Below are 13671 nucleotides of genomic sequence, written 5' to 3' on the forward strand. Positions count from 1 at the left end.
ACAGAGCTTGGATTCACCTTTCACGGAGACAAGCCTGGTGACCCGATGAGGGGAGGTGGCAACGCCCGATGATCGCTGGGACACCGGTATTCGACCTCGATGACGTCGCCTCGCTGGAGGCGGCCGACACCGGGGGTGTGCTGCGCTCGGCGGCGTCGGCGGGAGCCCAGGTCCGGGCCACCGCCGCCGCGCTCGCGGAGGACTCGTTGCGCAGATTGACCGATCTGCGCCCCCGCAGCCTGGTTCTCGTCTCCGGCAGCGGCCGCGCCCAGCGCGCCGCGTCGCTGCTGATCGCCGCGCTCGCCGACAACACCAGCCTGCCGCTGGTGCCGGCGACGTCGGTCCCGCCGTGGGTCGGCCCGCTGGACGTGGTGCTGGTGGCCGGCGACGACGCGGGCGACCCGCGCCTGGCCGAGGCGGTGGATCGAGCACTTCGACGGGGTGCCGAAGTGGTCGTCGCCGCACCGGACGAGGGCCCGATCCGTGCGGCCGCCGCCGGTCGCGCCACCATCCTCGCCCCGCGGGTGCGGGTGCTCGACCACAACCGGATGCTGCGCTATCTGGCCGCCGGGATGGCGGTGCTCACCACCATCGACCCGCATCGCACCGGCCCGCTGATGCCCGAATTGAACGCGCTCGCCGACCTGCTCGACGAGGAGGCGCTGCGCGACGGCCCGCAGAACGAGGCCTTCCACAATCCGGCCAAGACCCTGGCCACCCGCATGCAGCAGCGCAAGCGCATTCTGCTCGCCGGTGATTCCGCGGCCGCCGCGGTGCTCGCCGACCACGCCTCCGAGGTTCTGCTGGCCACCGCCGGCCAGATCACCACGGGGGTCACCCTCTCGGAAGCCATTGCCGCGCATACCCCCTTGGTGGTCGCCGCCGGCGTCCCCGCCCCCGACTTCGATCCCCTGTTCCACGACGAGGAACTCGACGGCCCGGCTCCGGTGGAGCAGGTCCGCGTCTTCGTGCTCAGCGCCGACTCCGACGAGGTGACGGTGCGCCGCCGCCTGGCCGTCTTCGGTTCGGACGCCGGCCTGGTGGACGCCGATCTGGTGACCGCCGACGCCGAGGTGGCCGCGCCCGCCCAGCAGACCGCCGGCGGCGAGGAGCAGCCCGTCCCCGGCCCCCACCGCAGCGATCTGGAAAAGCTTGCGGTGCTGGCGCTTCGGCTGGAGATAGCCGCCGCGTATCTTCGACTACTCGGTTCCCGCCCGGCCACCGGACCGGGACATTACGACGGGGGCAATTACTAGTGCACGGACTCGTTGGTGCGCTGCGTTCCTACGCTTGGGGATCACGCACCGCGCTCGCTCAGTTGTGCGGACGACCGGTTCCTTCCGCGCATCCGGAGGCGGAACTCTGGTTCGGCGCACACCCCGCCGATCCCGCGCGCGTCCAGATCGACGGCCGCGACGAATCCCTGCTCGAACTGGTTGACAGCGACCCGGAGCGCGAACTCGGCCCCGTCGCGGGCGAATTCGGCGGCCGGCTGCCGTTCCTGCTCAAGATCCTGGCCGCCGAGGAGCCGCTGTCGTTGCAGGCGCACCCCAGCATCGAACAGGCGCGCGCCGGTTTCGCCCGGGAGAACCACACCGGCGTGGCCATCGACTCCCCCATGCGCAATTACCGCGACGAGAACCACAAGCCCGAACTCGTGGTCGCCCTGGACCGTTTCGAGGCGCTGGCGGGTTTCCGCGATCCGCGCCGGACCGTCCAGCTGCTGCGCGCCCTCGACGTCCCGGAGCTGAGCCAGTACGCCGAACTGCTGGCCGCCCAACCCGATTCGGCCGGCCTGCGCACCCTGTTCACCACCTGGATCGCGCTGCCCCAGGCCAGCCTGAGCACCCTGCTGCCCAAGGTCCTCGACGGCTGCGTCCGCTATCTGTCCGAGGCCCGGCCCGGCGGCACCGGCAAGGAATTCGTCCCCGAGATCCGCACCGCCCTGGAGCTGGCCGAGGCCTATCCGGGCGATGCCGGAGTGCTGGCGGCCCTGCTGCTCAACCGCATCACGCTGGAGCCCGGCGAGGGCCTGTTCCTCGACGCCGGGAACCTGCACGCGTATCTGCGCGGCGTGGGCGTGGAGATCATGGCCAATTCCGACAATGTGCTGCGCGGCGGCCTGACCCCCAAGCACGTGGATGTGCCCGAGCTGCTGCGGGTCCTGGACTTCGAGCCCCTGGATTTTCCGACCGTGACCCCGGAGCAGGTCTCCGACACCGTCTTCCGCTACCACACCCCCGCCCCCGAATTCGCGCTCAGCCGTGTCGAATTGGCGGCGGACGCGGCGCCCGTGCCCGTGGTGAAGGCGGGCCCGGTCATCGCCCTGGCCACCGCCGGCCGCGTGAAACTCACCCAGGGCCCGCAGGAGCTGATCGTCGAATCCGGTCACGCCGCGTGGATCTCGGCCGCCGACGACAGCATTCACGCGGAGGCGATCGATGGCCCCGCGCAATTGTTCTGCGCCGCGGTCGGTGAGGATTGATCGTCGGACTGTAGGCTCTTCCGGTCGAACATAATTCAGGACAAAACGGACATTGTTCTCGAGGTAGCTACATCGGAAGGGGCCGGTTTCCTTGTCTGCGGGCGGCGGTAAGAAGGCGATCCTGGCGGCACTGAGCGCGAACGCCGGCATCGCGGTGGCCAAGTTCATCGGCGCCGCCCTCACCGGCTCGGCGTCCATGCTGGCCGAGGCCGTGCACTCGGTGGCCGACACCTCCAATCAGGGCCTGCTGCTGCTGGGCCAGCGCCGGGCCGCACAGGAGGCCGACCAGCTGCATCCCTTCGGCTACGGCCGCAACCGCTACTTCTACTCGTTCGTGGTGGCGCTGGTGATCTTCGCTCTCGGCTCGCTCTACGCGCTCTGGGAAGGCGTCCACAAGGTCCAGCACCCCGAGGAACTCTCCAATCCGATCGTCGCCATCGCCATCCTCGGCATCGCCATCGCGCTCGAGGGCTTCAGCTTCGTCACCGCCATGCGAGAGTCCGCTCCCCTCAAGGGAAACGCGAGCTGGTGGCGGTTCATCCGCAACTCGCGCAATCCCGAACTTCCCGTGGTCCTGCTGGAGGACTCGGGCGCGCTCATCGGCCTGCTCTTCGCCTTCGCAGCCATCAGCCTGACCATGATCACCGGCGATCCGATCTGGGACGGCATCGGCACCTTGGCGATCGGCCTGCTGCTGGGTGTCATCGCCGTCATCCTCATCATCGAGATGCAGAGCCTGCTCATCGGTGAGGGCGCCACCCCCGAGGAGGACCGGCGGATCCGCGCCGCCCTGGTCGACCACCAGCACATCGACCGGGTCATCCACCTGCGCACCCAGTACTTGGGGCCCGAGGAATTGCTGGTCGCCGCAAAGGTTTCCATCATCCCCGGCCTGGAGATCGCCGAGATCGCCACCGCCATCGACGAAGCCGAATCCCGCATTCGGGCGGCGGTCCCGGTGGCGCGGGTCATCTACATCGAGCCCGACCTCTACCGCACGCAACCGGTCGCGCCGTAGTCAACGGTCGGCGACCCGGACCACGAACCGCAGCGCCGACCAGGTGTCGTCGAGGGCGGCGACCTTGTTGTCCACCAGCCCCTGCCCCAGCCCGAACTCCCGCACGGCAGTGTCACCGAGATCGGTGGGGACGCCGCTGGACCGCTTGGGCCAGGCCACCCACAGTCCGCCGGTGGCGGCCAAGCGCTTTCGCCATTGCGGGAACCGCCGCGTCATCGTCGCCGCATCGGGACAGAACCCGACGATCACGTCGTAGGCGCCCGTGCCGGCCCGCGCATGCACCTCGGCTCCGGGCGGCAGCTCGCCCAGCGTGAATCCCGTGGGCGCACCGGACAGCAGCACCCGCGACTCCGGCTTGATCCCGAGCTTGCGAGGCAAGGGCGTCCCCGAGTATCCGGTCATGGCTCCGAGTATCCGGTCATGGCCGTGAGCGTAGCGAAGTCGACGCCCGCCGAAGTCAATTGCGCCAGTGGTCGGTGAGCAGCTCGAGCGGATCGGTGAGCACGTCGAACTCCCGGCGCAGGGCGTGGCGGGCGGCGTAGTAGCCGTTCATCCCGTGCACCCCCGGCCCCGGCGGCGTCGCGGACGAGCAGAGGTACACCCCGCGCAGGGGGGTCGAATACGGATTCCACCGCGGCGCGGGACGAAAGACCGTCTGCCGCACCGTCATGGCCCCCGCCGAGATGTCACCGCCGATGTAGTTGGCATTGTGCGCGGGCATCGTCGCGGCCGTGCGGACAGTGCTGGCGAGCACGAGATCGCGGAATCCGGGCGCGAACCGCTCGACCTGGGCGGTGACGGCCTCGGTGAGATCCGCGGTGGAGCCGTTGGGCACGTGCGCGTAGGTGTAGAACGTCTGCTTGCCCTCCGGCGCGCGCGTGGAGTCGACCACGCCGGGCTGAATGGCGAGCACGTACGGCCGCTCCGCGAACTTGCCTGCCGCGACGGCCTTTTCGGCGGCCACGGCCTCGGCGCGCGTGCCGACCAGGTGCAGCGTCCCGGCCCGGTCGCAGCCGTGCGCCCGCCACGGCACCGGCCCCGAGAGCGCGAAATCGACCTTGCACGCGGCCCCGCCGTAGCGGAACTTGTCGAGCGCGAAGTCGTATGCCGCCGGAAGCGTGGCGATGCGCTGGAATTCGGCCGGTGCGAGGTCGAGCAGGACCGCGCGCACATCGGCGAAATCGTCCAGGGAGTCGACGCGATGTCCGGTGAAGATCCGTCCGCCGTGGGTGGTGAAATCGTCGGCCAGGGCGTCGATGATCGCCTGGCTGCCGCCGCGCGGGACCGGCCAGCCCGCCACATGCGCCAGGGCGCCCAGCAGCAGCGACACTCCCGCGCCCGGCAGGCTGCGCGGCGGCCGAATGGCGTGCGAGGCGACCCCCGTCAGCAGCGCGGGCGCGATGTCCTCGCGAAAACGCAAGCCCCACAGGGGCGTCGACTGCTCGATCATCCGGCGCGCCATCCGCAGTTCGATGCCCGGATCCATCCGCAGCAGGCCCGCCGGATCCAGCGGCGGATGCCGCAGATCCGACATGATCAGCGCGACCAGGTCTTCCCACTTGCGCACCAGCGGCCCGAACAGCCGCTGCCAGGCGCGCCCGTCGCGACCCAGCCCGTCCACGGTGTGCTCGAGATCCAGCCACGCCAGCCCGGCCCGGCCGCCGTCGAGCGGATGCGCGTAGGACACCTGCGGCGTCAGCAGTTCCACCCCATGCGCCTTCAGATCGAAGGCCCGGAAGAACGGTGAGGCCACGGCCATCGGATGCGCGCCGGCGCACAGGTCGTGGTGGAATCCGGGCAGCGTGACCTCCGCGGTCCGGCAGCCCCCGCCGATGGCGTCGGCGGCCTCGTACACCTCGACCTCGAGTCCCGCCCGCGCCAGGATCACCGCCGCCGCAAGCCCGTTGGGACCCGATCCGACCACCACCGCGTCAGCCATGAATCCAGACTAGGCCGGTACCGCCGGATCCCGGGGCAAGCGTGGGGTCAGTCACCCGGATCGGGTTCACTGCCCGCGAACCCATTGGGCGACCAGAATTTCCACCCGATCGTCGCGAAAGTCGGGCCGCAGCCGGCCACCTCGATCCAGCGTCGCCAGCCCGTGCAGGGTGCTCCAGGCGACCTCGGTGAAGGTCTCGACATCGTGCGGGGGCGCGAACGGCGCGAAGGTCAGCACCAGTTCGAGGAAGGCGTCCTTGAGCTGCTGGGGTGCGTCCGGCCCGAACCGCAGGTCGGTGCGCAGCAGGAACAGCGCGTCGTAGAGCGCGGCGCTGTCGCGGGCGAAGTCGAGGTATCCGCGGATGACCGCGCGCAGTCCCTCCTCCGGGGTGGCCGCGGCCTCGCGCAGCTGCCGTACCGCGGCGGCCAGTTCGTCGGCGCCCACCAGGGCGACCGCGGAGACGATCGCGTCCTTGCCGGCGAAGTGGCTGTACAGCACGGGCTGGCTGTATTCGATCCGGTCGGCGAGCTTGCGGACGGTCACCGCGTCCCAGCCCTCGGTCTCGGCGATCTCACGGGCGGTGTCGACGATGCGCTGCCGTCGCTCGGTGCGCTCGCGTTCCTTGCGGGTCTGAATGGCGCTCATGAAGAAAACTCTAGCACCGCTAGACAAGCTACCGATGCATGAGTTAGCGTTGCACCATCAGTTAGCAACGCTAGAACTTGGAGCACTGAAATGAACGCCTCTCGCCTCACCTCCCGCCTCGCCACCGCGCTCACCGTCGCCGGCGCGGGATTCATCGGCTACATCGGCTTCCGCTACCTGACCGATCCGCAGGACATGGCGCCCGGCTTCGGCATGCGCGTCGCCCCCGCCGGCGAGGCCGCCGACTTCCTGAACGTCAAGGGCGTCCGCGACATCGCCTCCGGCCTGGTCCCCCTCGCCCTGCTCGCCGCCGGCCAGCGCCGCTCGGCCGGTATCGCCATGCTGGTGACGGCCCTCATCCCCACCGGCGACATGCTCACCATCCTGCGCCACGACGGCTCCACCCCCACCGCCCTCGGCGTGCACGGCGTCACCGCCGCCCTGGTCGCCGCCACCGGCCTCCTGCTGCTCAACGAGCGCACCCCGCAAACCCGCACCGCCACCGCATGACTCGCGTCACACCGCGATGAATTCGCCCGCGCGGCACCGTCCTGTTCTTCGACACCAGAACTTAGGGAGACAGTCATGGCGACCGCCAAGCCGCAGGGGCCCGCATCGTACTTCCCGTCCATCGAGGCGAAATACGGCCGCACCGTGGACGATTGGTTCACCGCCATGACCGCGGCCGGCATCACCGGCCACAAGGATCTGGTGAACTGGCTGAAGACCGAACACGAGATGGGGCACGGCCATGCGACCGCGCTGGCCCAGTTCCACCTCAACCCCGGCAAATGGGAGTGCTGAAAACCCCGCCGCCGAAACGACTTCGGGCCGATCCGGGTGGATCGGCCCGAAGTCGTCAACGGGTCAGACGTCGGTGGAGAAGCGGATGCCGCCGTCCGGGATGTCGACTCCCGGCCAGATCCGCGCGCCGCGTAGTAGTTCGCAGCGCGCGCCGACATTCGCGCCGTCGCCGATCACCGCGTCGCGCACCAGCGCGCGCGGGCCGATGCGGGCGCCGAACCCGATGATCGAACGTTCCACGGTGGCACCGGCTTCCACGCGGGCGCCGTCGAACAGCACCGCGCCGTCGAGCCGCGCGCCCGCGCCGACCTCGGCGCCGCGGCCCACCACGGTCCCGCCGATCAGCAGCGCGCCCGGCGCGACGCCGGCGCCCGGATGGACCAGCGATTCGCCCCGCTGCCCCGGCAGCGCCGGCGACGGCGCGATGCCGCGCACCAGATCCGCCGAGCCGCGCACGAAGTCCTCGGGGGTGCCCATGTCACGCCAGTAGGAGGTGTCGACGTGACCTTGAATGTGCGCGCCCTCGGCCAGCAGCGACGGGAAGGTCTCCCGCTCGACCGAGACCGCACGGCCCGCCGGGATCTTCTCGATGTACTCGCGCCGGAAGACGTAGCAGCCCGCGTTGATCTGATCGGTCGGCGGATCCTGGGTCTTCTCCAGGAACGCGGTGACCCGCCCGTCGGCGTCGGTCGGCACACAGCCGAAGGCGCGCGGATCGCTGACCCGGACCAGATGCAGCGTCACGTCCGCGCCGGAGTTGTGGTGCGTGTCGAGCACTCCGCCGAGATCGGTGCCGCCGAGCACGTCGCCGTTGAACACCATGACGGTGTCGGCGCGCAGCTTGGGCAGCACATTGCGGATGCCGCCGCCGGTTCCGAGCGGTTCGGTCTCGGTGACGTATTCGAGTTCGAGCCCGAGTTCGGAGCCGTCGCCGAAATGCTCTTCGAACACCTCGGCCTTGTACGAGGTGCCGAGCACCACGTGGGTGATGCCCGCGTCGGCGATGCGGGCCAGCAGATGCTGCAGGAACGGCAGGCCGGCCGTGGGCAGCATCGGCTTCGGGGCGGACAAGGTCAACGGACGCAGTCGGGTGCCCTGGCCCCCGACCAGGATCACCGCGTCCGTGGACCCGGCGGTACTACCGCTGTTCGCCATTTTCTCCCCTGTTGTGAGGTTGTCAGGAATGCGCGGCGGCGATAGTAGCGGCCGTTTTTAAACAGCGCCGTTTCGATCGCGTTCGCGCAGTGCGGATCGAACCGCAAGCTTGCAGCGGATCGCAAGTCCAGCCTTGAGCGCGACCCGCAGCGGCGCCTGCCACCAGTGCGGATGCCGATCGGCCTGGAAACGGTAGGCGCTGGCGTGATGCGCCGGCAGCATGGTTTCCGGGTGCCGACCCGCGGCGTGCCCCTTGGCGTGGGTGACCTCCGCGGACGGCACGAACACATTGTGCCAGCCCGCCTTGCCCATCCGGTCACCGAAGTCCACGTCCTCCATGTACATGAAGTAGCGGGAGTCGAATCCGTCGATGGAGTCGAAGGCGGCGCGGCGCACCAGCAGGCAGGAACCCGACAGCCAGCCCACCGCACGCTCGGAGATCTGCTCGTTGTCCTGCCGGTAGCGCAGGGTCCACGGGTTCTTGGGCCAGACGGTGCCGAGGATGGCGTGACCCGCGCCGTCGGCGATGCCGGGCACCGAACGCGCCGAGGGGTAGACGCTGCCGTCCGGTTCCAGCACCATCGGGCCCAGCGCGCCCGCGCGCGGCCAGCGGCGGGCGGCGGCCAGCAGTTCGTCGATGGAGTCGGTGCCCCAGCGCACGTCCGGGTTGGCGATGACGATGAACTCGATGTCCGGATCGATCTCGGCGACCGCGCGATTGATGGCGCCGCCGTAGCCGATATTGCCGCCGGTGCGCAGCAGGCGCACATGGGCGTTGGCCTCGGCGGCCAGTTCCGGCGAACCGTCGGTCGAGCCGTTGTCGGCCAGGATGACCTGCGGCTTCTCACCGGTGGCGGTGGCCAGCGTGCTGATGAAGTGTTCCAGGTGCTCGCCGGGCGAGTAGGTCACCGTCACGACGGCCAACTGCGGTTTTTTCGCCGCGGTGGGAGTGGGGTCGACAGAATCCGAGGGGCTCACGGGGGCCCAGGATAGTCGGAGATGGCGGCGAGTGCGTCGTTCAGTGCCGGCTTCCAGTGCCGCAGCGGCGACAGGCCGGCCGCGGCCCACGAATTGCCCGAAAGGACCGAATATGCCGGGCGCGGAGCGGATCTGGGGAAATCCTCGGTGCCGCAAGGCCGTACGCGCGCCGGATCCGCGCCGAGTCCGCTGAAGACGGCCTGCGCGAGATCGAACCAACTGGCCGCTCCGGCATTGGTGGCGTGCAGGATTCGCGCGCCAGTGGGCTTGGCGGCGAGTTCCAGCAGGGCGGCCGCGAGGTCGACCGCGTAGGTGGGTGAACCGAACTGATCGTTCACCACGGAGACGGTGTCGCGTTCGCGTTCGAGCCGGCGCATGGTGGCGACGAAGTCCCCGCCGCGTCCGGTGTAGACCCAGGCGGTGCGGACGATGGTGGCCGTCGGCGAACACTCCAGAACCGCTTGCTCCCCAGCGAGTTTCGAGCGGCCGTAGACGGTGGCCGGACCGGTCGGATCGTCCGGTTCGTACGGCCGGGAACCGGTGCCCGGAAAGACATAGTCGGTGGAGACGTGAATGAGACGGGCGTCTCGTTCCGCGCAGACCTGGGCGAGGACGCGGGGACCGGCGGCATTGACGGCGAAGGCGGCGTCGCGGTCGGCCTCGGCCCGGTCCACGGCGGTGTAGGCGGCGCAGTTGACGAGCACGTCCCCGGGCCGCACCACCGCGCGCACGGCATTCGCGTCGGTGATGTCGAGGTCGGTGCGCGCCAGCCCGCGCGCGTTCGGCGCCAGCCGCGTCAGCGCCCGACCGAGCTGCCCGTGCGCCCCGGTCACCAGCAGCCCGGCGGCCGCGTTCACGTCCTCGCCCATCACGGCAGCCAGTGTGGCATCCGGGCCGATGTCGCACGACTCACGGCCCGCGCTACGGCAACAAATCCGTTACCGCCACTAGCCTCTTGGTGGGGGCCTTCCCGTTGACGCGACCTCGCCCGTCGGGGTCGGTTGGGCCGAGCGTAGGAAAGGACAGTCGGTTGCCGGAGAGTTCCTGGGCATCCGTGCCCTCGTCGCGCCGCACCCGCGCTCTGGCCACGCCCGGCCGCGTGCTGACGGCGGTGCTCGCGGTGCTGGTGCTGGTGGTGACCGGGCTGGGCTGGCACAGCGTGGATCGGCTGGTGTCGGGTATCGAGCGGATCGGCAATCTGGGACTCGGCGGCAACAATGCCGACGGGGCGACCGACATCCTCATGGTCGGTATCGACTCGCGCACCGACGCGCACGGAAACCCGCTCACCCCGGACGAATTGGCCATGCTGCACGCCGGCGACGACGGCGAGGGCGGGCTCAATACCGACACCATCGTGCTCATCCGCGTGCCCAACGACGGCAGCTCGGCGACGGCCATCTCGATCCCCCGCGATTCGTACGTGCAGATTCCGGGTCTCGGCATGGGGAAGATCAATTCGGCGTACGGCGTGACCAAGGCGACCACCGCGCAGAAGCTCATCGACAAGGGCGTGAGCTCCGCCGACGCCGATCGGCAGTCGACCCTGGCCGGGCGGCAGGCGCTGGTCAAGACGGTCGCCAACCTCACCGGCATCACCGTCGACCATTATGCGGAGGTCGGGCTGCTGGGTTTCGTGCTGCTCACCGACGCCGTCGGCGGGGTCGACGTCTGCCTGAACAATCCGGTGAACGAACCGCTTTCGGGCGCGGACTTCCCCGCCGGGCCGCAGAAGCTCGACGGCGCAGCGGCTTTGAGCTTCGTGCGCCAGCGCCACGACCTGCCGCGCGGCGATCTGGATCGGATCGTGCGCCAGCAGGTGTACATGGCGCAGCTGGTGCATCAGGTGCTCAGCGCCAAGGTGCTGACCAGCCCGAGCCGGCTGCAGGAACTCAGCAACGCGGTCGGGCGCACGGTGGTGCTCGACGACGGCTGGGATGTGCTCAGCTTCCTGCACCAGCTGCAGGATCTGTCCGGCGGCGCGGTCAAGTTCGAGACCATCCCGGTGCAGGATCTCAACGGCTGGACCGACAATGGCGAATCCGTGGTGCGGGTGGATCCGCCCGCGGTGCAGAAGTTCGTGGCCAAGGCGGTCGGCGACGAGGAGGCGGGCGACGGCGGCGTCGATCCGGCCACGGTCACCGTGGACGTCTACAACGCCTCGGGCACCGCCGGGCTCGCCGGGCAGGCCGCGCAGGCGCTGGCGGCCAAGGGATTCCGGACCGGGACGGTGGACAACTGGATCGGCGGGCCGATCCAGAGCAGCCGGGTGCTGGCCGGGTCGGGCGGCGATCCGAAGGCGCGCGCGGTGGCGGCGGCCCTGGGCGGTCTGCCGGTGATGGGTGAATCGGGACTTCCAGCGGGCACGGTTCGCGTGGTGCTCGCGAGTGACTACGCTGGTCCGGGTTCGGCGACGGGCAATGGTGCGTTCGACTTCTCCGGAGGCCCTACGACCGCGACCCCGGTGCCCCCAGCCCCACCCATCGACGCCGGCACGAACGGACCGAAATGCGTGAACTGAACGAGACCCTCACCGAAGCGGTACTCGACCCCATCCTCGCCCGCGACCCCGCGGGTCCCCGCGTCACCTACTACGACGACGCCACCGGCGCGCGCATCGAGCTCTCCGCGCTCACGCTGGCCAACTGGGCGGCCAAGACCGCCAATATGATTCGCGACGAGTTCGGGCTGACCCCGGGCGCACGGGTGGCCGTGCTGCTGCCGGCGCACTGGCAGACCGCGGCCGTGCTGCTGGGCTGCTGGTGGGCGGGCGCGGAGGTGGTGCTGCACGCCGACCCGGACGCCGAGCTGGCGCTGGTGACCGCGGACCGCATCGCGGAGGCCGAGGCGATCGCGGAGGTGGCGGCGCTGTCACTGGATCCGATGGGAATGCCGGTGCGGGATCTCCCGATCGGCGTCACCGACTACGCGACGTCGGTGCGCGTGCACGGCGATCAGTTCCGGCCGGGCGGCATCGGTTGCGCCCTGGACGGCGAGTCGGTGTCGGAGGTGCTCGAGCAGGCCCGCAAATCCGCGGCGCGCCAAGGGTTCACGAGCGCGGACCGGGTGCTGTCGAGCGGTTCCTGGGAGACTCCGGCGGAGTTGATCGACGGGTTCGTGGCGGTGCTGGCGGCGGGGGCGTCGCTGGTGCAGGTGGCCAATCCGGACCCGGCGGCGCAGCAGCGGCGCGTGACCGCCGAGCGGGTGACCGTCCAGCGGCCCTGACTCCTACCCGGGTAGGAGCCGGCCGTCCCACCGCGGGATGTTTCCCGGTCACAGCGGTTTCCGTACCGTGGAACCATCCGACGACGAGGGAGTCCCGCGATGACGAGTCCACGGTACAGGGCGCGCTGGTTTGTCGAGCACGGCGCGGCGCGGTGGGCGTTGCGGTGGCAGGCGCGGCGGGGCAATCCGTTCGCGCAGCTGCTCACCAGCCCGGCGGCGCTGCGCGACCCCTACCCGCAGATCGAGGCGATGCGCACGCAGGGCCGGCTGGTGCATCATCCCTACACGTGGGCCACCGCCGACTACGATCTGATTCGAACCATGCTGCGGGACAATCGTTTCGGCGCTTTCGGCCCGGACGGCGTCGATATGCCGGAGTGGCTGCGCGATCGGCTGAAGTCGGCGCGGACCCCGCCCAATCCGGTGGAGCCGCCGTCGCTGCTGATGATCGATCCGCCCGATCACACCCGGATTCGCAAGTCGGTGTCGGCGGCGTTCACCCCGCGCGCCATCGCCCGGTTGCGCGATCGCGTGGAATCGGTGACCGCCGAACTGCTGGACGCACTGCCGCCGGGCGGGTCGGCCGATCTGATCGCGAATTTCGCCCAGCAGGTGCCGATCGCCATCATCAGCGACATGCTGGGTTTCCCCCGGGAGAACCGCGGCGAGTTCCTGGCCTGGGGCGATGCGGCCACCCCGCTGCTGGACATCGGCATCTCGTGGCGGTCCTGGCGGGACGCCTACCGCGCGATGGACGTCATGGACCGCTACCTCGACCAGCATCTCGCCCGCCTGCGGCGCGAACCCGGCGAGGACATTCTCAGCAGTCTGGTCACCGCCGGGGAACTCGACGATCGGGAGCTCAAGGCGACCGCCAGCCTGCTCATGGGGGCGGGTTTCGAGACGACGGTGAACCTCATCGGCAACGGTGTCGTGCAATTGCTCTCGCACCCCGAGGAGTTGGCGAAGCTGCGCGCGGATCCGGAGCTGTGGCCGCAGGCCGTGGACGAGATCCTGCGCTTCGATCCGCCGGTCATGATGACCGGTCGCATCGTGCTGGCCGACACCGAGATCGACGGCGTCGCACTGCCGGGCGGCGCCGTGGTGGTCATGTCGCTGGCGGGCGCGAACCGCGATCCGCGAAAGTTCGCCGACCCCAACCGATTCGACATCACCCGCGCCAACGCCCGGGAGCACCTGACGTTCTCCAGCGGCATCCACACCTGCCTCGGCTCGAGCCTGGCCCGCATGGAGGGCGTGCACGCGCTGCGCTCACTGTTCGACCAGTTCCCCGAGCTGACCCTGGCCGGGCAGCCCGAGCGCAGGCCGCTCTACAACCTGCACGGCTACTCCCGGATGCCCGCCCGGCTCGGGCCGCGCATCACGGCATCCATGGAATCGGTTGCGGCGCAATAGGCTCCG

General features: G+C 70.1%; 14 protein-coding genes. 8 read left to right on the top strand and 6 right to left on the bottom strand.

What is annotated here, in order from left to right; translation table 11 throughout:
• Positions 1–68 precede the first annotated feature (68 nt).
• From D7D52_RS00710 to D7D52_RS00720, 3 genes are all read left to right on the top strand, one after another.
• Positions 69–1256, top strand: a complete 1188-nt coding sequence (locus D7D52_RS00710) for a tobH protein (protein ID WP_120734587.1) — start codon at positions 69–71, stop codon at positions 1254–1256.
• A complete protein-coding gene (gene manA, locus D7D52_RS00715; protein ID WP_120734588.1) occupies positions 1256–2485 on the top strand; it encodes a mannose-6-phosphate isomerase, class I in 1230 nt (409 codons plus the stop codon). The genes D7D52_RS00710 and manA overlap by 1 nt, the downstream gene beginning before the upstream one ends.
• 91 nt (positions 2486–2576) lie before the next feature.
• The gene (locus tag D7D52_RS00720) at positions 2577–3503 is read left to right on the top strand and encodes a cation diffusion facilitator family transporter (protein WP_120734589.1); all 927 of its coding nucleotides are present in this window, start codon (positions 2577–2579) and stop codon (positions 3501–3503) included.
• Here D7D52_RS00720 and D7D52_RS00725 read toward each other — a convergent pair whose 3' ends face one another.
• The 3 genes from D7D52_RS00725 to D7D52_RS00735 form a co-directional block, all read right to left on the bottom strand.
• Positions 3504–3905, bottom strand: a complete 402-nt coding sequence (locus D7D52_RS00725) for a DUF3052 domain-containing protein (protein WP_120734590.1) — start codon at positions 3903–3905, stop codon at positions 3504–3506. It lies immediately after the preceding gene.
• A gap of 55 nt (positions 3906–3960) precedes the next feature.
• The gene (locus tag D7D52_RS00730; protein WP_120734591.1) at positions 3961–5442 is read right to left on the bottom strand and encodes a phytoene desaturase family protein; all 1482 of its coding nucleotides are present in this window, start codon (positions 5440–5442) and stop codon (positions 3961–3963) included.
• A gap of 66 nt (positions 5443–5508) precedes the next feature.
• The gene (locus D7D52_RS00735) at positions 5509–6087 is read right to left on the bottom strand and encodes a TetR/AcrR family transcriptional regulator (RefSeq protein WP_120734592.1); all 579 of its coding nucleotides are present in this window, start codon (positions 6085–6087) and stop codon (positions 5509–5511) included.
• A gap of 90 nt (positions 6088–6177) precedes the next feature.
• Here D7D52_RS00735 and D7D52_RS00740 point away from each other — a divergent pair, with 90 nt between their 5' ends.
• Together D7D52_RS00740 and D7D52_RS00745 are read left to right on the top strand one after the other, a co-directional pair.
• Positions 6178–6597, top strand: a complete 420-nt coding sequence (locus tag D7D52_RS00740) for a DUF4267 domain-containing protein (protein WP_120734593.1) — start codon at positions 6178–6180, stop codon at positions 6595–6597.
• Positions 6598–6672: 75 nt separating this feature from the next.
• Positions 6673–6891: a DUF4287 domain-containing protein gene (locus tag D7D52_RS00745; protein WP_120734594.1), complete on the top strand. Its 219-nt coding sequence runs from the start codon at positions 6673–6675 to the stop codon at positions 6889–6891.
• Between the two features lie 63 nt (positions 6892–6954).
• Here the strand turns inward: D7D52_RS00745 and manB are convergent, their stop codons facing one another.
• Genes manB through rfbD form a run of 3 tightly spaced genes read right to left on the bottom strand, consistent with a single transcriptional unit; the run spans position 6955 to position 9893 of the window.
• Entirely contained in the window at positions 6955–8046 is a 1092-nt protein-coding gene (gene manB, locus D7D52_RS00750; RefSeq protein ID WP_120734595.1) for a mannose-1-phosphate guanylyltransferase, read from the bottom strand.
• A gap of 57 nt (positions 8047–8103) precedes the next feature.
• Positions 8104–9024: a glycosyltransferase family 2 protein gene (locus D7D52_RS00755; protein WP_120734596.1), complete on the bottom strand. Its 921-nt coding sequence runs from the start codon at positions 9022–9024 to the stop codon at positions 8104–8106.
• A complete protein-coding gene (gene rfbD / locus D7D52_RS00760; RefSeq protein WP_120734597.1) occupies positions 9021–9893 on the bottom strand; it encodes a dTDP-4-dehydrorhamnose reductase in 873 nt (290 codons plus the stop codon). Before rfbD ends, D7D52_RS00755 begins: the two co-directional genes overlap by 4 nt.
• 185 nt (positions 9894–10078) lie before the next feature.
• Between rfbD and D7D52_RS00765 the strand changes: the two genes are divergently transcribed.
• The 3 genes from D7D52_RS00765 (at position 10079) to D7D52_RS00775 (ending at position 13665) form a co-directional block, all read left to right on the top strand.
• Positions 10079–11545: an LCP family protein gene (locus D7D52_RS00765; protein ID WP_120734598.1), complete on the top strand. Its 1467-nt coding sequence runs from the start codon at positions 10079–10081 to the stop codon at positions 11543–11545.
• Entirely contained in the window at positions 11533–12249 is a 717-nt protein-coding gene (locus D7D52_RS00770) for a TIGR03089 family protein (protein ID WP_120743674.1), read from the top strand. The genes D7D52_RS00765 and D7D52_RS00770 overlap by 13 nt, the downstream gene beginning before the upstream one ends.
• 99 nt (positions 12250–12348) lie before the next feature.
• The gene (locus D7D52_RS00775) at positions 12349–13665 is read left to right on the top strand and encodes a cytochrome P450 (protein ID WP_120734599.1); all 1317 of its coding nucleotides are present in this window, start codon (positions 12349–12351) and stop codon (positions 13663–13665) included.
• The last annotated feature ends 6 nt before the right edge of the window (positions 13666–13671 follow it).

The organism is Nocardia yunnanensis (assembly GCF_003626895.1).
Classification (GTDB): Bacteria; Actinomycetota; Actinomycetes; order Mycobacteriales; family Mycobacteriaceae; genus Nocardia; species Nocardia yunnanensis.

Excerpts from the sequence above, each read along its gene's own strand:
- D7D52_RS00710 (WP_120734587.1), top strand. The coding sequence starts at position 69 with ATGATCGCTGGGACACCGGTATTCGACCTCGATGACGTCGCCTCGCTG.
- D7D52_RS00725 (WP_120734590.1), bottom strand. The coding sequence starts at position 3,905 with ATGACCGGATACTCGGGGACGCCCTTGCCTCGCAAGCTCGGGATCAAG.
- D7D52_RS00730 (WP_120734591.1), bottom strand. The coding sequence starts at position 5,442 with ATGGCTGACGCGGTGGTGGTCGGATCGGGTCCCAACGGGCTTGCGGCG.
- D7D52_RS00735 (WP_120734592.1), bottom strand. The coding sequence starts at position 6,087 with ATGAGCGCCATTCAGACCCGCAAGGAACGCGAGCGCACCGAGCGACGG.
- D7D52_RS00740 (WP_120734593.1), top strand. The coding sequence starts at position 6,178 with ATGAACGCCTCTCGCCTCACCTCCCGCCTCGCCACCGCGCTCACCGTC.
- D7D52_RS00745 (WP_120734594.1), top strand. The coding sequence starts at position 6,673 with ATGGCGACCGCCAAGCCGCAGGGGCCCGCATCGTACTTCCCGTCCATC.
- manB (WP_120734595.1), bottom strand. The coding sequence starts at position 8,046 with ATGGCGAACAGCGGTAGTACCGCCGGGTCCACGGACGCGGTGATCCTG.
- rfbD (WP_120734597.1), bottom strand. The coding sequence starts at position 9,893 with ATGGGCGAGGACGTGAACGCGGCCGCCGGGCTGCTGGTGACCGGGGCG.
- D7D52_RS00770 (WP_120743674.1), top strand. The coding sequence starts at position 11,533 with ATGCGTGAACTGAACGAGACCCTCACCGAAGCGGTACTCGACCCCATC.
- D7D52_RS00775 (WP_120734599.1), top strand. The coding sequence starts at position 12,349 with ATGACGAGTCCACGGTACAGGGCGCGCTGGTTTGTCGAGCACGGCGCG.